Annotated in this window: 18 protein-coding genes; 7 read left to right on the top strand and 11 right to left on the bottom strand. The window is 71.4% G+C overall.

All coding sequences use genetic code 11. The features are described 5' to 3' along the window. Position 1: 1 nt before the first annotated feature. The 6 genes from D1648_RS14870 to D1648_RS14845 all read left to right on the top strand — a co-directional run bounded on the left by D1648_RS14870 (position 2) and on the right by D1648_RS14845 (position 8589). Entirely contained in the window at positions 2-1006 is a 1005-nt protein-coding gene (locus D1648_RS14870; protein WP_122943237.1) for a lysylphosphatidylglycerol synthase domain-containing protein, read from the top strand. Then, complete coding sequence (locus D1648_RS14865) at positions 1003-2247, top strand: polysaccharide pyruvyl transferase family protein (RefSeq protein ID WP_122943235.1); 1245 nt, start codon at positions 1003-1005, stop codon at positions 2245-2247. Before D1648_RS14870 ends, D1648_RS14865 begins: the two co-directional genes overlap by 4 nt. Positions 2248-2319: 72 nt before the next feature. After that, complete coding sequence (locus tag D1648_RS14860; RefSeq protein WP_122943233.1) at positions 2320-4182, top strand: glycosyltransferase family 87 protein; 1863 nt, start codon at positions 2320-2322, stop codon at positions 4180-4182. A 238-nt stretch (positions 4183-4420) separates the two neighbouring features. After that, complete coding sequence (locus D1648_RS14855; RefSeq protein ID WP_122943231.1) at positions 4421-5563, top strand: glycosyltransferase family 2 protein; 1143 nt, start codon at positions 4421-4423, stop codon at positions 5561-5563. Positions 5564-5719: 156 nt separating this feature from the next. After that, entirely contained in the window at positions 5720-7030 is a 1311-nt protein-coding gene (tgt, locus tag D1648_RS14850; RefSeq protein WP_370239797.1) for a tRNA guanosine(34) transglycosylase Tgt, read from the top strand. Beyond that, the gene (locus tag D1648_RS14845; RefSeq protein ID WP_122943229.1) at positions 7027-8589 is read left to right on the top strand and encodes a PQQ-binding-like beta-propeller repeat protein; all 1563 of its coding nucleotides are present in this window, start codon (positions 7027-7029) and stop codon (positions 8587-8589) included. The genes tgt and D1648_RS14845 overlap by 4 nt, the downstream gene beginning before the upstream one ends. A 56-nt stretch (positions 8590-8645) precedes the next feature. Here D1648_RS14845 and D1648_RS14840 read toward each other — a convergent pair whose 3' ends face one another. The 4 genes from D1648_RS14840 to D1648_RS14825 form a co-directional block, all read right to left on the bottom strand. Continuing rightward, positions 8646-9503: a hypothetical protein gene (locus D1648_RS14840; RefSeq protein WP_122943227.1), complete on the bottom strand. Its 858-nt coding sequence runs from the start codon at positions 9501-9503 to the stop codon at positions 8646-8648. 274 nt (positions 9504-9777) lie between these two features. After that, positions 9778-12849, bottom strand: coding sequence for a glycoside hydrolase family 2 TIM barrel-domain containing protein (locus tag D1648_RS14835; RefSeq protein ID WP_122943225.1), 3072 nt, complete (start codon positions 12847-12849; stop codon positions 9778-9780). Positions 12850-13140: 291 nt separating this feature from the next. Continuing rightward, a complete protein-coding gene (locus D1648_RS14830) occupies positions 13141-13791 on the bottom strand; it encodes an NAD(P)-dependent oxidoreductase (RefSeq protein WP_122943222.1) in 651 nt (216 codons plus the stop codon). Further along, positions 13788-14714: an EamA family transporter gene (locus D1648_RS14825; RefSeq protein WP_122943220.1), complete on the bottom strand. Its 927-nt coding sequence runs from the start codon at positions 14712-14714 to the stop codon at positions 13788-13790. The genes D1648_RS14830 and D1648_RS14825 overlap by 4 nt, the downstream gene beginning before the upstream one ends. A 79-nt stretch (positions 14715-14793) precedes the next feature. Here D1648_RS14825 and D1648_RS14820 point away from each other — a divergent pair, with 79 nt between their 5' ends. Then, the gene (locus D1648_RS14820; protein WP_122943217.1) at positions 14794-15675 is read left to right on the top strand and encodes a LysR family transcriptional regulator; all 882 of its coding nucleotides are present in this window, start codon (positions 14794-14796) and stop codon (positions 15673-15675) included. A 284-nt stretch (positions 15676-15959) separates the two neighbouring features. On the opposite strand, the gene D1648_RS14815 is transcribed toward D1648_RS14820, so the two are convergent. The 7 genes from D1648_RS14815 to D1648_RS14785 form a co-directional block, all read right to left on the bottom strand. Beyond that, positions 15960-16277 (bottom strand): type II toxin-antitoxin system RelE/ParE family toxin, encoded by a 318-nt coding sequence (locus D1648_RS14815; protein ID WP_122943215.1) that lies wholly within the window; start codon positions 16275-16277, stop codon positions 15960-15962. Further along, complete coding sequence (locus D1648_RS14810; protein WP_122943213.1) at positions 16274-16510, bottom strand: addiction module protein; 237 nt, start codon at positions 16508-16510, stop codon at positions 16274-16276. The genes D1648_RS14815 and D1648_RS14810 overlap by 4 nt, the downstream gene beginning before the upstream one ends. Before the next feature lie 55 nt (positions 16511-16565). Next, a complete protein-coding gene (locus D1648_RS14805; protein WP_164518738.1) occupies positions 16566-17435 on the bottom strand; it encodes an alkaline phosphatase family protein in 870 nt (289 codons plus the stop codon). Between the two features lie 2 nt (positions 17436-17437). Beyond that, positions 17438-18262, bottom strand: a complete 825-nt coding sequence (locus D1648_RS14800; protein WP_122943207.1) for a carbohydrate ABC transporter permease — start codon at positions 18260-18262, stop codon at positions 17438-17440. Beyond that, a complete protein-coding gene (locus D1648_RS14795) occupies positions 18259-19113 on the bottom strand; it encodes a carbohydrate ABC transporter permease (RefSeq protein ID WP_206424817.1) in 855 nt (284 codons plus the stop codon). Before D1648_RS14795 ends, D1648_RS14800 begins: the two co-directional genes overlap by 4 nt. Before the next feature lie 193 nt (positions 19114-19306). Next, a complete protein-coding gene (locus D1648_RS14790; protein WP_122943203.1) occupies positions 19307-20629 on the bottom strand; it encodes an ABC transporter substrate-binding protein in 1323 nt (440 codons plus the stop codon). A gap of 54 nt (positions 20630-20683) precedes the next feature. Next, positions 20684-22132, bottom strand: coding sequence for an FAD-dependent oxidoreductase (locus D1648_RS14785; protein WP_122943200.1), 1449 nt, complete (start codon positions 22130-22132; stop codon positions 20684-20686).

Genomic DNA, 22132 nt, shown 5'->3' with positions numbered 1-22132 from the left:
GATGACGGACCTCCCCGCCCCCGCCGACGGCGACCCGGCACCGACCGCGCGCCGACGCCCCGCGCGGCGCCGCGCGCTGCGCTGGATCGTGACGATCCTGGTCGTCGGGCTCGTGGGGTGGCTGTTCGCGCGTTCCCTGGCGGACAACTGGGCCGAGCTGCGCGCCGAGCACCTCCGCTTCAGCCCCTGGTGGATCCTCGCCACCGCCTGCTTCGCCGCCGCCGTCGCGGTGACCGGCTCCGCGTGGGGGCGGATCGTGCGCTGGCTCGACCCGGAGGCGCACATCAGCGCCCGCGAGGCCGTGGCGGTGCAGTGCCTGTCCTGGGTGCTGAAGTACATCCCCGGGCAGGTCGGCTCGGTGACGAACAAGGTGCTGTGGGCCGGGAAGAAGGGCATCAGCCGCACCCTGGTGCTGATCAGCTTCGTCTACGAGAACGTCTTCCTGCAGATCGCCTCGATCGTCCCCGCGCTCGTGATCCTGCTGGTGAGCCTGGGGCCCGGGATCCTCGGCCAGAACGCGACCCTCATGGTCGCGCCGTTGCTGGTGCTGATCCCCGCGGCCGTGGTGCTGCACGCGCCCACCTTCCGACGCATCCTCGACCTGCCCATGCGGCGGCTCCTCAAGCGCTCCGTCCCGCAGCAGTACTTCCTCTCCAGCCGGCGCGCCGCGCTCTCCAGCGCCGAGTTCGTGCTGCCCCGCATCGTCAACGGCGTCGGCTTCGTGCTCATCGCGCACACCATCAGCGACATCACCCCCGCCCAGTGGCTGCCCTTCGCGGCGGCCTACGCCCTGGCCGGCGCCGTCGGGATCCTCGCGATCCTCGTGCCCAGCGGCCTCGGCGTGCGCGAGGCCGTGATCGTGCTGGTCCTCAGCCAGTACGTGCCCGCCCCGGAGGCGATCGTGATCAGCCTCCTCGCCCGACTCCTCGCGACCATCGGCGATGCCGTCGTCGCCGCGATCTATCTCGTCATCCGCCGCACCATCCCCCAGGAGATCCGCCCATGAGCACCCCCCGCATCACCGTCATCGGCTCCGCGCTGTCCGGCAACAAGGGCGCCGCCGCGATGCTCGAGAGCGCCGTGCAGACCCTCGGCGAGCGTCTCGGCGAGGTCGACGTCACCCTGCTGAGCATGTACCCCGCGGAGGACCGGGCGCAGAACCCGTACCCGAACCTCGAGGTCGTCGCCGCGGACCCGAAGACCCTCGGCGTCACCATCAACTCCCTCGCGCTCGCGCACCGGCTGCTGCCCCCGCTGCGGCCCCTGCTGCGCCGCCACCCGGCGATCCGTGCTCTGACGGAGAGCGACGTGCTGCTGGACCAGGGCGGCATCACCTTCACCGACGGTCGCGAGAAGTTCCTGCTGTACAACGTCGCCTCGATCCTCCCGGCGCTGAACCTGCACACCCCGGTGTTCAAGTGCGCCCAGGCGGTGGGTCCCTTCAAGAACCCGATCAACCGGATCGTCTCGAAGGTCTTCCTGCCCAAGGCGCAGACCCTCGTCACCCGCGGCCGCATCACGCACGAGTTCGCCGAGGGCCTGGGCCTGACCAACCTCGTCGCGGGCGCCGACTACGCCTTCTCCCTCGAGATGGACGGCACCGAGGAGCAGGGGCTGCGGGAGGCCGGCGTGGACCTGGGCTTCTTCGAGGACGGCGAGGTGGTGGGCGTGTGCCCCTCCGTCGTGCTGCAGAAGAAGGTCGAGGCGCGCGGCGACGACTACGTCGGCCAGATGATCTCGTTCATCGAGCGCCTGCGCCGGGACGGGAAGAAGGTGCTGCTGGTGCCGCACAGCGTGCGCACGGGCACCGAGAAGACCCACAACAACGACCTCCCGCTGTGCACCCGGATCCACGACCTGCTGGTGCCCGGCGAGGACGTGCTCTTCGTGGACCGCGAGCTGAGCTCCCAGCAGCTGCGGCATCTCATCGGTCTCTGCGACCTGTTCGTCGCCAGCCGCTTCCACGCGATGGTCTCCTCCCTGGCGATGGCGGTGCCGACCCTCGTGATCGGGTGGAGCCACAAGTACCGCGAGGTGCTGGAGATGTTCGAGCTCGAGGAGTGGGCCTTCGGCCACGACCAGCTCACCCCGTCCCACCTCTGGGAGCGCTTCGAGGACCTCTCCGCGCGCCGCGACGAGGTGCAGGGCAAGCTCGACCAGCACCTGCCGGAGGTGAAGAGCCGCTCGCTGATGCAGGCCGATCTGATCGCCGAGCTGGTGCGGGGGCGCGCCGTGCGCCGCGCCTGATCTACGCCCGACGGGCCCCGACCAGGACCGCTGCCTGCGGTCGACCGCCGACGAGATGGACGACGAGACCCGATGACCGAGACTGCGCCGAACTCCGAGGCCGCCGCGCCCGAGCCCGTCCCCGCCGGCCGCCGGCCGGCTCTGCTGCGGGACCCGGATGCGCTGTGGCGGTGGAGCGCGGCGGCGAGCGTGCTGATCGTCCTCGTCCTGCACACGGTCGTCGCCCGGGGAGCGAGGACACCCTCGTTCCCCTTCGACGAGGTGGTGCTGCTGCAGTACTCGAAGTTCCTCTCCGGCGCCGGTCCGGTCACCCCGCCCCGCGGCGCGGGGTACTTCCCGGCGTGGAGCGTGGTGATGGCGCCGATCTGGTGGTTCACGGAGAACCCCGCCGTCGCGTACCGGGTCGCGATCGGGCTGGGTGTGGTCGTGGCCGTCGCCACGATCTGGCCGCTCGCCCGCGCCGTCACCCGCCTGGGCCTGACGATGCCGCAGGCGACCGTGGTCGCCTCCCTCGTGATGGCCCTGCCGGCGCGCACCGTCCAGAGCGGCTATGTCACCAGCGAGAAGCTGCTCTTCCTGGCCCTGGCCTGCACCGTGCTCGCCGCGCTGAGGCTCTGGGAGAAGCCCACCGTGCCGCGTGCGCTGGTCTTCGGTCTCGCGGCGGCGGTGCTCGCCACGACCCATGCGCGCGCGGTGGTGCTCCTGATCGCCTGCGTGATCTGGCTGCTGCTGCTCGCGATCCGCTCCTGGCGGGCCGCGCTCGCGGGGATCGCCGTCGCCCTGCCGCTGGGGTATCTCGCGTTCTGGTCCGGCGGGCGTCTGAACCAGTACCTGGGCGGCGGCTTCAGCCAGGGCGAGAAGGTGCTCTCGAACTTGCTCGAGTCCCCGCCGTCGATCATCCTGCGGGCCACCGTGGGCCAGGCGTGGGAGCAGACGGCCGGCAGCCTGGGCCTGGTCGCGGTGGGGCTGGTGGTGCTGCTGGTGCTGGTGTGGCGGGAGCTGCGCCACGGCCGCTCGATCGGACCCGCGTGCCTGTTGGCGGCGATGCTGCTGGGCGTGGCCGTGCTCTCGATCGGGCAGTGGGCGAGCGAGAGCAGGCTGTACCTCGCCTCCTGGCGGCGCCTGGATGCCTGGCTCTACGGGCGCTATCTCGACCCCGTCACGGCTCTGCTGGTGGCGCTGGGAGCCGCGGCGATGATCCGCGGTGCGTCCCGGAAGGTGCTGGCACCGGCGCTCGCCCTCATCGCGGGACTCGTCGTCGTGACCGTGTTCTGGCTCGCCCCCGACGCCCCGACCTGGGGATACGTCACCCCGGCGCACATCCCGGGGGTCATGCCGTGGTTCTGGACCCTGCCGGAGGCGACCTCGGAGACCTGGCCCTGGGGGCTGGTGCCGAGCTTCACGAACGAGAACCGCTTCTGGCTGCTCGCGAGCCTCCCGCCGCTGCTGCTGCTCGTCGCGCTCGTGGCCGTCGGCCGGCACCGTTCCCGCGCGACCGCGATCATCGTCGCGGCCGCCTTCGTCGCCACGGCGGCGGGGTCGCTCTCCGCCACCCGCGCCACCGACCACTTCCAGAGCCTCGAGGGAGGCCGCCCCGCCCTCGCCGGGGAGATCAACCGCCTCCAGGAGGAGCACGACGGTGCGCTCACCGTCGAGTTCGACCGCTCCTGCACGCCCGGGACGAGCAACAACGCCGTCGTGCAGAACATCCTCGCCTACTGGATCCATCCCACCACGATGGGCGTGACCGCGGACCGCAGCACCTCCGACGCGCAGATCACCCTCGGCTGCGACATCTGGCCCGAGGGCAGCGCCGCCGGCGCACGGATGCTCAGCGGGGTGCACAGCTACGGCTACCACGCCTGGGTCATGCCGGGACCGCTCCAGGACGAGCTCGCCGCAGCAGGGGAGCTGGAGCCGGTCGCCACGCCCTGAGCGCGCCGGCTCGGGCAGTCCCCCTCGCCGCTGCGCAGGTGAGGAACGAGCGGATGCGACCTGCCGCACAGGCCGAGATGGCCAGCAGGTGACGAGTCGGGGAAGCCCGAGGGAAGCGGGCCTCGCCGGGCCGGTCGCCGCGCCCGCCCTCAGTACGCTGGAACGGATCCGCACTGCAGTGCGATGAGCCCGACCCCGGACGCGCGAGGCGCGACCGGCCGATGATTGCAAGGTGCCCATGAAGGTCTTCGTCCAGATCCCCTGCCTCAACGAGGAGCAGACGCTCCCGCTGGTGCTCGACACCATCCCGAAGGAGCTCCCGGGCGTCGACTCCGTCGAGGTGCTGATCATCGACGACGGCTCCACCGATCGCACCGTCGAGGTGGCGAAGGAGCACGGGGTCACGCACTTCGTGCGCCACGCCCGCAACATGGGCCTCGCCCGGTCCTTCCGCGACGGCGTGGACTACGCCCTCGCCCACGGCGCCGACATCGTCGTGAACACCGACGGCGACAACCAGTACAAGCAGGAGCGCATCGCCGATCTCGTCGCCCCGGTGGTCTCGGGCGAGGCGGACATCGCCATCGCCGACCGCCAGACGAAGAAGATCGCGCACTTCTCGCCCTTCAAGAAGGTCATGCAGCAGGTGGGATCGCAGGTGGTGAACCTCGCTGCGGAGACCGAGCTGCCCGACGCCGCCTCCGGCTTCCGCGCCTACTCCAAGGCCTCCCTGATGCGGCTGAACGTCATCACGCAGTTCTCCTACTGCATGGAGACGATCATCCAGGCGGGCAACAAGCGGCTGCGGATCGCCTCGGTGCCGATCGACACCAACCCCAAGACCCGCGAGTCGCGGCTGTTCAACAACATCTTCCAGCACATGGGCAAGTCCGGCTCCGCGATCGTGCGCGCCTACCTGATGTTCAAGCCCCACACCGTGCTGCTGTGGCTCGCGGGCATCACCGGCGTGATCGGCCTGATCCCCTTCGTCCGCTTCCTGATCTTCGCGCTGATGGGCCAGGGCAGCGGCCACATCCAGTCGCTGATCTTCGGGCTGGTCCTGCTGACCTGCTCGTTCATGACGTTCGTGCTGATGATCATCGCCGACCTCCTGCGCACCAACCGCGTGATGATGGAGGACGTGCTCGAGCGGGTCAAGCTCATCCAGTACGGCACTCCCAACCACCCCCTCGTCGGCTCCGGGGAGACCGTGCCCACGTCCACCGGTCCCATCGCCACCGGCTGGGTCGACGGCACTGCGCCCGAGCAGCGCGAGTACGCGCCCGGCGTGCCCGCCGACGCGGTCACCGACGACGCGGTGGTCGACCGGTGGGCCGCGGCCGCAGGGCGAGAGGACGCCGCAGGCCGCCAGGACCGATAGCCCTCTGATCCCCTCTCAGGACTCGTCCGAGGCCGTGCGCGTGCGTGCGGCCTCGGACGCTTCCGGGGCAACCTGCATCTGCGTTGTCTCTTCGCCTGGTCGCCTCCTCGGTCCGTCCGCCCGCGCGGGCGCGCCCGCGCATGGGACGATGTGCCGGTGACCGCTTCCCGTGCCCACCAGCCCGTTCCCTTGCCCGCCGATCCGTCGGCCGCCGTGCCCTCCCCGGCTGACGTCGGCTTCGAGATCACCGCCCGCCACGGCGAGAAGGCGCGCGCCGGAGTGATCACCACCCCGCACGGCGAGATCGAGACCCCGGCCTTCGTGCCGGTGGGCACCAAGGCGACGGTGAAGAGCGTGCTGCCGGAGGCGATGGCCGCTCTGGGCTCGCAGGCGCTGCTGGCCAACGCCTACCACCTCTACCTCCAGCCCGGCCACGACCTCGTGGACGAGGCGGGCGGGCTCGGCGCCTTCATGAACTGGCCCGGCCCCACCTACACCGACTCGGGCGGCTTCCAGGTGATGAGCCTCGGCGCCGGCTTCCAGAAGGTGCTCTCCTCCGAGTTCTCCGGCGGGGAGAAGGCCCGCACCGCCACCGGGGAGGACGACGCCGTCCGGGAGGGCAAGGAGCGGCTCGCCCATGTCGACGACGACGGGGTCACCTTCCGCTCCTTCATCAACGGCGACGTGCACCGCTTCACCCCCGAGATCTCCATGCAGATCCAGCACGGACTCGGCGCGGACATCATGTTCGCCTTCGACGAGCTGACCACCCTCATGAACTCCCGCGGTTACCAGGAGCAGGCCCTCGAGCGCACCCGTCTGTGGGCGCTGCGCTGCCTGGCCGAGCACGCGCGGCTGACCGCCGAGCGCATCCACCGCCCCTATCAGCAGCTGTGGGGCGTGATCCAGGGCGCGCAGTACGAGGATCTGCGCCGTCAGGCCGCCCGCGACCTCGGTGCGATGGAGGTGGAGGGCTGGCGCTTCGACGGCTTCGGGATCGGCGGAGCGCTCGAGAAGGAGAACCTCGGCACGATCGTCGGCTGGGTGACCGACGAGCTGCCCGAGGCCCGGCCCCGCCACCTCCTGGGCATCAGCGAGGTCGACGACCTCTTCGTCGCGATCGCCGCGGGCGCGGACACCTTCGACTGCGTCTCGCCCTCGCGCGTGGCCCGCAACAGCGCCGTCTACACCCGCACCGGGCGGGTGAACCTCACCGGCTCCCGCTATCGCCGCCAGTTCGCGCCGATCGACGAGACCTGCGACTGCTACACCTGCACCCACTACACCGCGGCCTACGTCCACCACCTGTTCCGGGCCAAGGAGATGCTCTCCTCGACCCTGTGCACGATCCACAACGAGCGCTTCGTGGTGCGCCTGGTGGACCGCATCCGCGCCTCGCTCCAGGACGGCTCCTTCGACGCCCTGCGGGAGGAGACCACCGGCGCCTACTACGGCGAGGCGCGGTGAGCGAGGGGTCGCCTGCGCCCGCGCCTGCGCCTGCGCCCGCGCCCGGCCCCGATGCCGCGACGGCGCTGGGACTCGCCGTGGTGCTGCTCGCGCTCGCCGGGATCAGCGCCCTGCTGGGAGGTCATTTCCGGCTCGGGGCGCTGCGCCTCGCGGCCGGGCTGCTCGCCGGTGCCGGCCTCGGCACGCTACTGCTCGCCCTGCTCGGGGGTCGGCTGCGCCGCCGGGTGCGGATCCTGCTCGTCGCGGGCCTCGCGCTCGTCGTCGCGGCCGCGCTGACCGTCCCGGCCGTGCTCGCCACCCGCCCGGACCGTCTCGAGCGCGCCGCGTCTGCGACGCTCGCCCCGCTGAGCGAGGGAGAGGCCGTCCATTCCGCTCCGGACGGGCAGGGACCCGTGCTCGTGCGCCGCGCCGACGGCACCGCACAGCTCGTCTCCGCCGAGGCCGGCGTCGAGGAGGTCGAGGCCGCCCCCGAGGACGTCCTCGCGCTCTCGGCCGACGGGACACGCCTGGTGCAGGTGACCGACGAGCTCACGCGGGTGAGCGAACGGGGCGGCGGCTCCGCGCCCGTCGAGGTGCCCGGCACGCCGCTGGCCCTCGCCGGGGACGTGCTCGTGGTCCGTGCCTGCGAGGCCGGGACCTGCCGTCTCAGCGGCGTGGACCTCGGCGCCCCCGATCAGCCGCTGTGGACGGTGTCCGATGCGGAGCAGACCCGCGGCCCCGACCCGGTCGGGACCGAGCTGCCCGCCGGGGACGGGGCCGCGACCGGGCTGCTCGACGCCGTCGCGGCGACGGGCGTGCTCCCCGAGGTGCCGCTGCGCTTCGACCCCGACCAGGGCTGGCTGCAGATCGATCCTGCGACGGGCTTCGCCGTCGGCCGCGTCCTCGCGCCGGCCGACGCCGAGTGCCGGATCGCGGCGACCCCCGCCCCGTCGGACCCGCAGGCCCTGCAGCAGCGCGGCCCGCAGGTCCTCACCGTCTGCGCCGGTGAGGACGGGGAGCTGAGCGCGACCGCGCACGAGGACGGCCAGGTGCTCTGGGAGTCCGCGCCCTCCCCGGCCGGGGACTGGACGGTGCGCCTGGACGCGGGGCGCGTGCTCGCCACGGGCACCGAGGAGGGCACCACCACCGAGGGCGAGATCCTCGCCTCCGAACGGCAGTCCGCCTGGGAGGCGCCCGGCGGGCAGGGCGTGGACCAGGCGGAGGCGTTCACCGCCCGCCTCGGCATCGACGGCACCCGCATGGTGGTCACCAACGCCTCGGGCCAGATGGTCGCCTATGACACCGCGACCGGCGCGCACCTCTGGACCCTGCCGCTCGACTCCCCGGACGCGGAGGTGCGGGGCGGCCTCGGCGCGAGCACGGTCGTCGTGCTCGACGAGATCCGGCGCGAGCATCCCCTGGATCCGCGGGGGCTGCGGCGCCTGCGCGTGGTCGACGCGGACGACGGCACGGTCACCGCGGAGCTCTTCACGGCGGAGGAGCTCACCGAGCTGCGCCCGCTCAGCGGCGGCCGCGCCCTGATCAGCACCGAGCAGCAGGCGGTGCTGCTCGGCGGGTGATCAGGCGCGCGGGGCGAGGAGGGACGGCGGAGCTCAGCACCGCGGAGGGGCGGTGCTCAGGAGGCGTTCTTGCGACCCCAGGCGTAGACCATGTACGAGCCGACCAGGAGCGCCGCGGCGACCACGAGGATGCGCAGGATCTCGGCGATGCCGCCGACGGTGTAGATCGTGCCCAGGTCATAGGAGTTTCCGGCGATGGCGGCGCCGAGGAACCCGCCGATGAAGCTGACGATCCAGTAGAGGATCACCGAGACGATCACCGTGGCGCCCACGATGATCGCGCCGGTGCGGGCGCGTCCCCGGAACTGGATCGCGGCGATGATCGCGATGACCAGCAGACCGAGAGAGAACAGCAGATTCGCGATCCAGGCCAGGAGCGTCCCGATGCTGCTCAGCCCCATCCCCACGGAGACCTCGTCCATCTGCGAGGGGTCACCGTTCGCCGCCATCATGAACATGAAGATCGGCGTCGCGAAGCGGCTGAGGATCGCGAGCACCGAGAGGGCGATCAGCGCGATCCCGAGCTTCTTGGCGAGGGGTGCCTTCGACGCGTCGCCCTGAGCGGCCGGGAGGCCCGTGTAGCCCGACGCTCCGGGATACGAGGCGGCGGGGGAGGCCTGCGGGACCTGACTCCAGGAGCCCTGCTGCTGCGGCGCCGCCGCCGGGGAGGGCTGGCCCCACTGCGGCTGCTCACCCTGCGCGGGCGAGGGCTGACCCCACTGCTGCTGCTGAGAGCCGGGCTGCTGGCCCCACTGCGGCGCGGCCGGCGCCGGGGAGGGCTGGCCCCATTGCGGCTGCTGCGCGGGCTGCTGGCCCGGCTGGCCCTCCGCGCCCCACTGCCCCTGCTGGCCGTTCTGGCTCTGCTGGCCCCACTGGCCGTCCTGACCGTTCTGCGGGCCGTACCCCTGAGTCATGCATCTCCCTCATGGCCCGCCGCACGGCGGGCCGTCGCCTCGCGGCGCCACGTCGACGCCTCCACAAGGCTAGCGGTCGGTGCTCTCCGCCCGAGTCCCGCGCAGATGACGAGGTGGTTGCGATCAGGGCGGGCCCGGGCGCGTGCAGGGAGTGGCGCTCAGCCAGCATCCATCCCCAAATAGCGGGTCGGATGCTGGCTGAGCGCCACCTGGTGCAACGGTCCGCGCCGCCGGGAGCCCTCAACGGTCGATCGGGGCTCAGCGGCGGAGCGGCTCAGCGGCCCGTCGGCGCCAGGCGGAACCGGAAGCTCTCCTCACGCGCCGAGAGCACGTACTGCGGCAGCGGCACCGGACCGCACGCGGCCGAGCCCACGCCGTGCAGCGCCGCCGAGACCGTCACCCAGGTGCGGCCGTCGGAGCGCAGCGCCCCGTCGTGCTCCCGCGCATCGAGCTCCGCGGTGGACCAGGGCCGCACCGCGAGGCCGAGCCCCTCCGGCGCGGTGAGCTCGAGCCCCGACGCCTCGGCACCGCCCTCGCCCTGCGCACCGCTCAGCACCGCGTGCACCACGCCGGCGCGGTTGCCGTTCTCCTGCGGGAACACGTACGGGACCTGCAGCTCGCCGACCGTGGCGGTGCGGCGCGCGAAGGTGGTGCCGCCGCCGGTGTCCGGATAGGACTCGTGCGGACCGAAGCCCTCGTACTCCACCTCGCCCGGGGCCGACGGGAGCGCGAAGGTCCAGCCGATCCGCGGCAGCGGCAGGTCCTCGGGCCACAGCGCCGAGGGGGCCACGGTCACCTCGAGCTCGACCCCGTCCGTCTCGCCCCGCCACCGCTCGGTGACATCGGCGAACAGGGCGTTGCCGTCCAGGCCGATCCGGGAGCGGACCACGAGCTGCTGGCCCTCGACCTCGATCCCCACCAGGCGCCGCCTCGCGACGTCCAGCCCGACCCGCTTCCACCGCGCCTCCAGCGGGTAGCGGGTGCGGGCCCGCTCGTTGTCCACCGGCGCGCGGTACAGGTCGGCGCCCGCGTGCTCGACCGCGAGGTCGCCGAGCCCCACGAGCCGGCCCAGGTCGTCCAGGCGCGCCGGGCCCACCTGCCAGGACCCGTCGCCCGCCTGCTGCGGCGCGATCGCAGCCTCGGCAGCCGGGGCGACCGAGGCGGCCAGGCGCTGCGCGTCCACGAAGGAGGCGGCGACGATCTCGTGCCCGGCCGGCACCGGCCCGTCGGCCGCGCGGGTCACCACCCGCACCGTCACCGCGGCGTGCTCGCCCTCCGGCAGCGCCACCTCGGCGCTCTCGCCCGGGGCGAGGTCCGGCAGCGGCAGCTCCTGCCAGCTGGCCTGCAGATCGGTCGAGACCTCCGCCCGCAGCCCGGAGAGGTCCGAGAAGGCATAGCGGTTGGAGAGCGTCGCCGAGCGCGCCCCCACCTCGAGGCCGACGGGGGAGTAGTGGTGCTTCGCATCCAGCAGCGCGGGGGACGGGCTGCGGTCCGGGAGCACGAGCCCGTCGGCGACGAAGTTCCCGTCGTGCAGGCGCTCGCCGAAGTCGCCGCCGTAGCCGTAGATCTCGTTGCCTTCGGCATCGGTGGTGACCAGGCCGTGGTCGATCCACTCCCAGATGAAGCCGCCGTGCAGCGCCGGATAGCGGTGCACCAGATCCATGTACTCCTTCAGCGATCCCGCGCCGTTGCCCATCGCATGCGCGTACTCGATCCACAGGAACGGCTTGGTCAGCGCCGGCGCCGGATCCTCGGACGTGCTGTACGACTCCGCGTCCACGCCCAGGTGGTGGAGCATGCCGGTGAGCTTCTCGACGTACTCCTCGCTGAGCTCTCGTCGGCCGATCTGCTCGGTCTCGTCATGGGTGGAGTACATCAGCGAGAACACGTCCACGTGCTCGGCGCGGTAGTCCTGCTCGTAGATCACCGGACGGCTCGGGTCGGTCGCCCGCACCGTCTCGATCATCGCCTCGGTGACCGGGCCGGTGGAGGCCTCGTTCCCGATCGACCACATCACGATCGAGGAGTGGTTGCGGTCCCGCAGCACGAAGCGCTCGGTCCGCTCGCACAGCAGCGGGCGGAAGCGGTCGTCGGCCGCCGGTCGCTCGGCCGCGCCGGTGCCGTCCTCCCCCCAGGTGGAGTCGACGTGGAAGCCGTGCGTCTCGAAGTCGCCCTCGCAGATCACGTACAGCCCCATCTCGTCGCACACCTCGAGGAAGCGCTGGTGGGGCGGGTAGTGGGAGGTGCGCACGGCGTTGAGGTTGTGCTGCTTCATCAGCGCGACGTCCAGGTCCTGGTTCTCCAGGTGCTGGGTGCGGCCGACGACGGGATCCGCCTCGTGACGGTTCACGCCGCGGAACACGATCCGCTCGCCGTTGACCCTGAAGATCTCTCCGTCCACCTCGACGCGGCGGAAGCCGAGCTTCAGCGTGACCGTCTCCGCCTCGGTGGCCACCGTCGCCTCGTACAGCCGCGGCGACTCCGCGCTCCACGGGCCCACCTCGCCGGCCGCGATCTCGGTGCCGTCGGCCGCAGCCTCGAGTCCGAGCTCGGCGATGCGCACCGTCGCCGGGACGACCTCGCCGTCGGCGCCGTAGGCCGTCGCGGTCAAGGTGCCGCGGCCCGTCGCCGGGTCGAAGTCGGTGGTGGTGACCAGGTCGTGGATGCCGCCGACGGGACGCAGCAGCAGGTCGACGCTGCGGAAGATGCCCGAGGCCCACCACATGTCCTGGTCCTCGACGTAGGTGTTCACCGACCACTGCACCACGCGCACGTCCAGGCGGTGCTCGCCCGGGGCGGCGAGGGCGTCGGTGACGTCGAACTCCTGGGTCAGGCGCGAGCCGGAGGTCACGCCGATCTCCGCGCCGTCGATCCACACCTTCGCGCTCGAGTCCACGCCCTGGAAGCGCAGCAGCACCCGGGCGCCGCCCGCCAGGGAAGCGGCCCACTCGGCGGGGACCGTGACCGAGCGCGAGTAGTGCCCGGTGGGGTTCTCGTCGGGGACGTGGGGGACGTCGACCGGGATCGGGTAGATGACGTTGGTGTACTGCGGGGCGCCATGGCCCTGCAGCTGCCACAGCCCCGGCACCTCGATCGAGGTCGGCTCGCCGAGGTCGGTGCCGTCGGCGCGGGTGCCGTAGCGGAAGTCCCAGGTGCCGTCGAGGTTCAGCTCGGGTGCGTCGGAGTGCAGGTGGGCGCGTCCTCGCAGCCGGTTCCGACCTCCGGCGAGGTCCTCCCACCAGCGGTCGGAGCGGTCGGCGGGCGGCAGCTCCCCGGCGCCCCCAGCGGCAGGGGAGGTGGGATCGGTGGGCGGCAGCGGGGTGCTCTGCGGGGCGGGGGTGCTCATCGGTGAGGCTCTCCTGAGGTCGGCGTCACTCGGTCACGGCGTCGTGTCGTGAACGTTCACGGCCGAGTGTACTCGGGGGTGTGGGGGCCGTGGGGTGGCTGGTCACGCCCGGGGCTGAGCTGCTCCCGCCGCTGGGGGCTCACCTGCTCCCGCCCCCGCTGCTCACGTGTTCCCCGCCCCGCTGCTCACCTGCGCCCACCCCTCTGCACCGAGCGCTGCATCTGGACCGCTATCGGGCCGTCATAGCGGTCCAGACGCAGCACTCGGTGCACGAGGCGCCGCCGGACGCGGTCAGGACGCAGGGTGCTGTGCGACGGTGAAATGCTGGTCGTCGCCGGGGTTCTCGAGCTCGTCCAGCACGGCGATGGCGAAGTCCGGTGCGGTGATCCGGGAGACGCCATGCGCATCGGTCAGCAGAGTGGTGGTGCCGCGCAGGTAGCTGCCGCTGCGCTCGCCCGGCTCGAACACCGCCGGCGGGCTGAGGTATACCCACCCGGTGTAGGGGTGCTCCTGGCAGGCGTGGTACTGGTCGAGGCTGGCCCGCGCGATCCTCTTCCACGCCTCGGGGACATGCTCGGGATCGTCGATCAGCAGCCGGTCCGGACGGCTCGGTGAGCGCAGCGGCGCGGAGCCGCCGACGATGAGGGCTCGTGTGCCGTGGCGTCCGGCCACGTCCAGGACGCCGCGCGTCAACGCCGCGAGCCGGTGCTCCTCACCGGGCGCCAGGCGGATGGTGAGCACGGCGGCGTCGGCCTCAGCGAGCACCGGGCCCACCGCCTCGGGCTCGGCGACATCGACGGCCCGCACTGCGAGGCGGTCGTCGTCAGAGGCGGTGGTGGAGGGCTGTCGTGATGCCGCGATGACCTGGTGTCCTCGGGCGATGGACTCGGAGACGATGGCGGCGCCGGCCATGCCGGTGGCGCCGAAGACGGCGATTCTCATGAGGGATCCTGTGCTTTCTGTGTCGGGGACGGGAGCTGACCGGCGACCATCGCGGTCAGGGCGGCGGCGAAGCCGAGGAGCTGCACCGCGGTGAGGGCTTCACCGGCGAGAGCGGCCCCGAGGACCGCGGCCACCAGCGGGGAGAGCAGCCCGAGCAGCGCGGTCGCCGTCACGGGCAGGCGACGGATGCCGGAGAACCAGAGCGTGTACGTCAGCAGCGCACCGATCAGGCCCAGCCAGGCGTAGCCGAGCACAGCAGCGCCGTCGATGCCGGGCGGAACGCCGTCGACGAGGAGGGCGGGGAGCAGGAGCACGAGCCCGGCGGCGGTGAGCTGCCATCCGGCGAGACCGATCGCGGAGACCCCCGAGGGGCGTCCCCACTTCTTGGTGAGCACCACCCCCGTTCCCATCGAGGCGGCCCCAGCGAGGCCCGCGAGGACGCCGACGGGTGACATGGCCGCCTCCGGGCCGAGGACGACGAGCGCGACGCCGACCATGCCGAGCACTCCCCAGCAGAGGCGCCAGAGGGACAGCGTCTCGTGCAGGATCGCCACCGCCAGGAAAGCGATCACGATCGGCTGCGCCGCACCCAGCGTGGCCGCGACACCGCCGGGGAGCTCCTGCGCGGCGACGAACAGCAGCGGGAAGAACGCCCCCATGTTCAAGGTGCCGAGCACGAAGCTCTTCCACCACCACGACCCGCGCGGCAGACGCCGGGCGATCAGCAGCGCGATCAGCCCGGCGGGGAGGGACCGCATCATGGCCGCGAACAGCGGGTGGCCCTCGGGCAGCAGATGCGTGGTGACGATGTAGGTGGTGCCCCACACCGTCGGCGCGATCGCGGTCAGCGCCGTCCAGCCCACGCGGTGCGGGGTGATCGCCGGGGCGTCCGCAGGCGCAGGCCGGGTCGGCGTGATGTTCATGGATCCATCGTCGAGCCGCACTCATCCATGAGTCCAACAGATTGTTGTCATGGCAAGAATGAACTGTGACCATGGGTGTATGGAGTTGCAGCAGATGCGGTACGTCATCGCCATCGCCGAGGAGAAGAACTTCACCCGCGCGGCGGAGCGGTGCTTCGTGGTGCAGTCCTCGCTCAGCCACCAGCTCAAGGCGCTCGAGCGCGAGCTCGGGGTCGCGCTGTTCGCCCGCAGCAGCCGCCGTGTCGAGCTCACCGCCGCCGGTGAGGCGTTCCTCGTGCAGGCGCGGGCGAGCCTCGACGCCGCCGAGCGCGCCGCTTCCGAGGCGGCGGCGGCGAACGGACAGATCCGCGGCTCCCTGACCGTCGGCGTGATCCCGACAGTGACCACGATCGACGTCCCCGCCGCGCTCGGGCGGTTCCACCGCGCCCACCCGGCCGTGCGGATCAGGCTCAGGGGCGGCGGCAGCGACGAGTTCATCGCCGCGATCGGTGCGGGCAGCATGGACGTCGCCGTGCTCGGCCTGCCCGACAGCACGCGGCCGACGGGCGTGGACACGCGAGTGCTGGCCAGGGAACGACTCGTCGCCGTCGTCTCCGCCGCTCACCCGCTCGCCGGTCGGCGCAGGGTGCGGCTGGAGGACCTGGGCGATGAGGTGTTCGTGGACTTCCCCGAGGGAACGCCCGGCCGCATCCCCTCGGACCTCGCGTTCCACGCCGCCGGGGTCCGTCGCGACGTCGCGTTCGAGTTCATGAGCACAGACCTCATGCTCGACCTGGTCCGACAGGGGCTCGTCGTCGCCCTGCTCTCACCAGCGGTGATCCCCGGCGACAGCGACGACCTACGCACGATCTCGCTCACGGCGGGCCCCACCCGCATCGAGTACCTTGCATGGAGCAGCTTCAACCCCACGCCGGCGGCGCAGGCGTTCCTCGACAGTCTGCCGACGCCTCCGCACGAGTGATCGCGCGCTGATCGGCGTCGAGCGCGAGGCCGTCTCGGATCAGAGCAGTGGCGTTCTTGGTCATGTCTCCGAATCCACGCCGAACTGCCGCCGAGTGCTGCGTTTGGACCGCTTTCGGGCCGTCATAGCGGTCCAAACGCAGCACTCGGTGCACGGGGTCTACGTCTGGGGAGGGGGAGGGCGTAGGCCGCCTGGGCTGCGGGGCCATTGCTACCTGAGAGGCGTGGCTTCAGCCGTGTGCTCTGGAGTCTCGGAACCAGGCGGCGGTGGTCATTCGTGCCTGCTCAGTGATTCAGGCGGTGGAGCCAGTAGCCGGGTTCGCGGCGCTCGTGGGCGTAGGCGAGGATCAGAATCGAGTCCGGCTCGACGGTGTAGACGATCCGATACGGGTAACCGCGAACGGCTTTGCTGCGGATCACGGTGCCGTCGTCCGCGGTCGTGAACGGTGGTGCGGCATCCGGCCAGAGAGCGAGGTCTTTGCGCGCTTGCTGTGCCCGATCGATGAGCATCAGGCCGATCCCGGGTTCCTGCTCTTGGTACCAGCGCACGGAGGCGTCGAACTCGGCGGCGGCCTCGGGGTGTTCGCGCTGGGGCAGGGTCATTCGGCGAGTGAAGCACGCAGGCGGGCGTAGTGCTCGTCAGCCTCCACCAGCTCGACGTCACCGGCACGCACCTCGGCCAGTCGCCGGGTTGCCTCGGCACGCCAAGCTGCATCGACGTCGTTCACATCGCCACCCTCGTGAAGACTCTCGAGCAGAGCGTTGGCGACGACTGCGCGCTGATCGGCGTCGAGCGCGAGGCCGTCTCGGATCAGAGCTGCAGTGTCGGGAGTCATGCTTCCAAGGGTACGTCGAACCGACGTGAAACGCCCGGGGAAGCTCTGCCCTCTTTCACAGCTGCAGTGCCCGTCCCTCGTAGCCCCAGGCGGGGTCCACGGGGACGGCGAGGTGCTCCATGAGCGTCGGGGCGAGGTCGACGGGCTCGGCCGCCTCGCGCCACGGGTCCGTCGGCCCGCCGCCTAGGAGGCCTGCGATGAGGAACGACTGGCGCTCCTGCCAGGAGCCGCCGCCGTGGCCGCCTTCGTCGAGGTGGCCGTGATCGGTGCTGAGCACGACCAGCCACTCCTCTCGGTCGAAGGTCGAGCGCTGCCTGACCGCCTCCAGGAGCCGGCCCAGATAGCTGTCGAGCACCCCGATGGTCTTGCGGTACTGCTCGCCCGCGCCGTGCTCGTGCGCGATCTTGTCGCCCTGGCCGAAGTAGACGAAGGAGAGGTCGTGCTCCCCGGAGCCGAGCTCGCGCGCCGCGTCCTCGAGCACCAGGGGATCGGTGTCGTAGAAGCCCCGGGGGTGCTCGCGTCGGTCGTAGAAGTCGAGCACGTTCACGCCGGGTCCGAGGATCGGCCCGGGGCCGAAGTGTGTGCCGAAGATGAGCGCCGAGGCGGCGGCGTAGGTGCGGATCTCCCGGTCGGCGCAGTAGGCGCGGGTGAGCACCGACGGATAGCGGTGCAGCAGATGCAGCTCGTCCTCGTTCCCGGAGACCCGGTGGGTCGCCGGCCCGACCCCGGTCAGCAGCGTCGACCAGCCGACGGCGGTGACGGTCGGGGCGACGTCGACGTCGGGCATCGTCGTCGACCACCAGCGCCCGCAGGAGGCGAGATCCCGGACGGAGGGCGGGGCGAGCTCGCGCAGCACGTCGTCGCGCACCCCGTCGACCCCGACGAAGAGAGCCTTGCGTCGCTTGCCGTCGTGCGTGTACCTCATGGTCATCCTTTCAGTGCTCCTGACATCAGTCCTCGCTGCAGGCTCCGGACGCCGAACAGCAGCACCACCAGCGTCGGGACGATCGCCATCACCACGGCGGCCATCACCACCGGCCATGCCGTCATCTCCTCGCCCTGCATCATCTTCAGGCCGATCTGTACGGTGCGCACGCGGTCGTCGCTGGTCACCAGCAGCGGCCACAGGTACTTGTTCCATGTGGTGAGGAAGCCGTACACCGCCAGCGTGGCGAGCATCGGGCGGGACAGCGGGATCACCATCGTCACGAAGAACCGTCGGCGCGGGCAGCCGTCGATCCGTGCCGCGTCGTACAGGTCCTGCGGCAGCGTCAGGAAGGACTGGCGCAGCAGGAAGATGCCGAAGGCGGTGGCGAACGACGGCACGGACAGGCCTGCGAAGGTGTTGAGCCAGTCCAGATCCCGCACGGTCTGGAAGTTCACGATGATTGTCGCCTCCCAGGGGATCATCATCGTCGCGATGATCAGCCCGAAGAAGATGCCGCGTCCCCGGAACGCCACGAAGGTGAAGGCGAAGGCCGCCGTCGAGCTGGTGACCAGCAGCGCCACAGTCACCAGCAGCGACATGATCACCGAGTTCGCGAGGTACTTCAGCAGCGGGAAGCTCTCCATCGCGCGGGCATAGTTCGCGGGCTCGGGGCGGGAGGGGAGGAACGCCCCGGCGTTGAAGTCCGCCTGCGACATCAGGCTCACGGAGAGGGCGTAGAGCACGGGGAAGGCGGTCATCAGCGCGAGCGCCACGAGCACCGCATAGGTGAGCACCCTCGAGCGTCGGCCCATCACGGGTTTCATTGGTAGTGCACCTTCCTCTCCGAGATCTTGAACTGGAGGGCGGTCAGCACCAGGACGATCAGGAACAGGACCACCGCCTGCGCGCTCGCGAACCCGACCTCGTTCCTGGTGAACGCGTTCTGGTAGATCTCGTAGACGATGAGGTTCGTCGACCCGGCGGGGCCGCCCTGGGTGAGGATGTCGATCTGGCCGAAGGACTGGAACGAGTCGATCACCAGCACGATCCCGACGAACAGCAGTACGGGGGAGAGCAGCGGGACCGTCACGTGCACCAGCCGTCGCCAGCTGCCGGCCCCGTCGATCATGGCCGCCTCGTAGAGCTCGTCGGGGATCGACTGCAGGCCTCCCAGCAGCACCAGGAAGTTGAACCCGAGGCTCATCCACACCGTCGTCAGCGCCACCGAGATCAGGGCGAGGCTCGGATCGGTGAGCCAGCCGACCTCGGGCAGACCCAGCATCCCCAGGATCGTGTTGAACGCGCCGGCGCTCGGATGGAACAGAGCCCGGAACATCACCGCGGCCGCCGCAGCGGAGACCGCCATCGTCGAGGCGTAGGTGGTGCGGAACAGCGTGATTCCGCGCAGCCGACGGTTCGTCATCACCGCCAGCAGCAGCGCGATGACGATCGTCGACGGCACCGTCATGAGCGCGAACAGGAACGTCAGCCGCAGCGAGGGGAGGAAGGTCGAGGAGGTGAGGACGTCGAGGTAGTTCTCCCACCCGGCGAGCCTCACCGCTCTCCCGCGGACGTCGGTGATGAAGGCGCTGAGATAGCCGGTCTTGAGCAGCGGGTAGAAGAGGAACACCCCGAGGATGACCAGGGCCGGCGAGAGATAGCCGATCCCGCTCACCGCCTCGAGCAGTGCCCGACGCCGGCGCCGACGGGCGCGCTCGACCGGTAGTGCGCCTCGCGGGCGCCCGCTCGAGGACCCTGGACTCGCGCCGTCGGCAGGAGCCGCCGACGTCGCGGCACTCGACGCGGAGCCCGGACCCGCCTTCGCCGGCCCCGTGCCCGCCGGCCCTGCGCCCGGCGATCCCGCCTGCTCAGCCGTTCGCATCGTTGTACGACTCCAGCGCGCTGGTGACCTCCGCGGCGGCGGCGTCCAGCTCGGCCCGTGGGTCCGCGCCGTCGTAGATCCGCTCCCAGGCGTCGGCCACGTACGTCGTCACGCTGACCCCGGAGACGGTCCCGAGCGAGGCGGGGCTGGTCTCGCTGTCGCCGACCTGCTCGTTGGCGACCCGAATCGACTCGATCTCCTCCATCGCCTTCGTGAGCACGGGCTCGTCGTAGGACGCGGTCGTGATCGGGTAGTAGCCGGTGCCCGCGGCCCACCGGGCCTGCACCTCCGGGTCCAGCAGGTGGGCGACGAACTCGAACGCCGCAGTCTGCGTCTCCTCGGCGGAGTCGGCGAAGATCCACAGATCGGCGCCGCCGATCACCGAGCCCTGCGACTCGACCCCGTCGGGGACCGGGAAGTACCCCGCGCCGACGGCGAAGCTCGTCTCCTGGTCGTGGATGATCGAGGCGGCGCTGGTGTCGAGGATCATCGCGACGTCCCCCGCGTACCACGGCGGTCGCAGGTCGTCGAAGGAGCGGCCGAAGTTCGCCAGGAGCCCGTCGGCGTGCATGTCCCGCACCCAGGTCATCGTCTCCACCCCGGCCTCGGAGTCGAAGACCGCCGTGGTGGGCCGGCCCGAGCGTCCGTTGTCCTGGTCGAGGATGAGTTCGCCCTGATTGGCCATCATGTCCACGAACGGACCACCGTCGGTGAGCATCGCGATGCCCTGGGAGACGAGCCCGGCATCGACGAGCGTCTGCGATGCCTCGCGGATCTCGGAGAAGGACTGCGGTGGCGCGTCGGCGTCGAGGCCCGCCTCCTCGAACAGGTCGCGGTTGAAGAACATCACGGCGGCCGACGTCGCCTGCGGCATCGCGGGGAGCATGCCCTCAACCTGCCGGGAGCTGAGGATGCTGGGCTGGATCGCCGAGGTGTCGAAGCCGGCGGCGTCGATGAGCTCCTGCATGGGCCGGGCGATGCCGGAGTCGATGATCTCCCGCTTCGCCCCGGATCCCAGCTGCATCAGGTCCGGGGCGTCCTTCGTCCCGACCACCTGCATCAGCTTCGTCTGCGCCTCGTCGTACATGCCCTGGAAGGACGCGTCGATGCGGATCTCGGACTGGGACTCGTTGAACTCCTCGACGAAGGACTCGAGCTGCTCGGCGTTGTTGCCGCGCATCGAGTGCCAGAAGGTGACGATGAGCTCGTCGTCCGGTCCGCGCTCCGCGCCGCCGGATCCGCTGCAGGACGACACGGCGAGGCCGGCGGCCGAGACGGCGGCGGCGAGCGAGAAGGTACGGCGCCTCATGATCAGTGCTCCTCGGGCAGTTGGTGGAACAGGTCAGTGACGGGAAGGGCGGGATCAGCGGGATGCAGCGGTCTGCGGGGCAGCGCTCGATGGCACGCCGGCCGACGGCCCGAGTGCCGACTGGGCCGGCGCGCGGAGGCGCTCGCCGAGATACGCGCCCTGGTCCAGCAGGCCCTCCTGCAGCGCGCTCACGTCGATCTCGCGCGGGGCGAGATGGGCGTCGACGGCGCTGGCCGCGGCGGCGCCGGCGGCCTCGCCGAGCGCGAAGGCGGGCGGCATCACGCGGATCGCTGCGAGCGCCTCGTGGCTGCCCGAGATGCAGCGGCCCGCCATCAGCAGACCGTCCAGCCGGGCGGGGACGAGGGCGCGGTAGGGGATCTCGTAGACGTTCGCCGTCGACGGGACGCCGTCGTCGAAGGGGCCGTTGATCGAGGTGGGGCTGTGGATGTCCACCGGATAGCCGGCGACGGCGATCACGTCGTCGAAAGGACGGCCTTCGACGAGGTCCTCCAGGGTGAGCGTGTACTCGCCCTCGACCCGGCGGGTCTCGCGCACCCCGATGGTCCCGGCGGTGTCCAGCAGTCGGCAGTTCTCCATGCCCGGGAGCTCGCGGCGGAAGAAGTCCAGCAGCTGCACCACCTGACGGCGTGCCTCGACCTCTGCGCGGGTGAGGTCGTGGACGTCCGTGCCGTCGACGCCGGTGACACGCGTGGTGTTCACGCGCCACACGCCGGGCTCCAGGGTCTTGAACAGCTGCACCCCTCGGCGCGGCAGCGAGTACGTGCCCTCGCGGTGCACGCGCTCCACGACGGACTGGAAGGGGAAGCGCTCCTCGGGGTGTGCCTCCTGGTAGCGCGTCACCGCCTCGTCGTCCACGTCCCGGATGCGGAAGAACAGCGTCATCGGCTGGACCTCGCCGTCCTCCTCGCGCCCGTAGCCGAACTCCGCCCCGCTCCGCGCGGCGACGTCGCCGTCTCCGCTGGCATCGATCGTCACCTCGGCCGGGAGGAAGGAGAGGCCGCCCTTGTGCGCGACGATCACCCCGGTCACCGCCCCGTCCTCCACCACGGTGTCGATCACCAGGGAGTGCAGCATCAGCTCCACGCCCGCCTCGAGCACCATCTCCATCGAGACGCGCTTGGCGACCTCTGGGTCGAAGGGCGTCACCGCCTCGTGGCCGAACGTCATGAACCCCGAGTACGGGCTGCCGGAGACGGTCTGGGAGGGATGGACCGCGCCTCCGAGCGCCTCCATCCTGCGCACGAACTCGTCGAAGATCCCGCGGATCAGCTGGGTCCTCCCGTCCAGGGAGAACGAGGTCATACAGGGCCCGACGAGCCCGCCGGTGAGGTTCCCGCCGAGGAACCCGAAGCGCTCGACCAGCCGCACGGACGCCCCGCCGCGCGCCGCCGCGATCGCGGCGGCGATGCCGGCAGGGCCGCTGCCGACGACCAGCACGTCGGTGCTCGGCTCGGTGGTGATGCTCCGGGTGTACTCCCGCAT

The sequence above is a fragment of the Brachybacterium sp. EE-P12 genome (assembly GCF_003711805.1).
Taxonomy (GTDB): Bacteria; Actinomycetota; Actinomycetes; order Actinomycetales; family Dermabacteraceae; genus Brachybacterium.
Note: the sequence above shows the minus strand (reverse complement) of the source record. Positions and strands in the feature narration are given on the sequence as shown.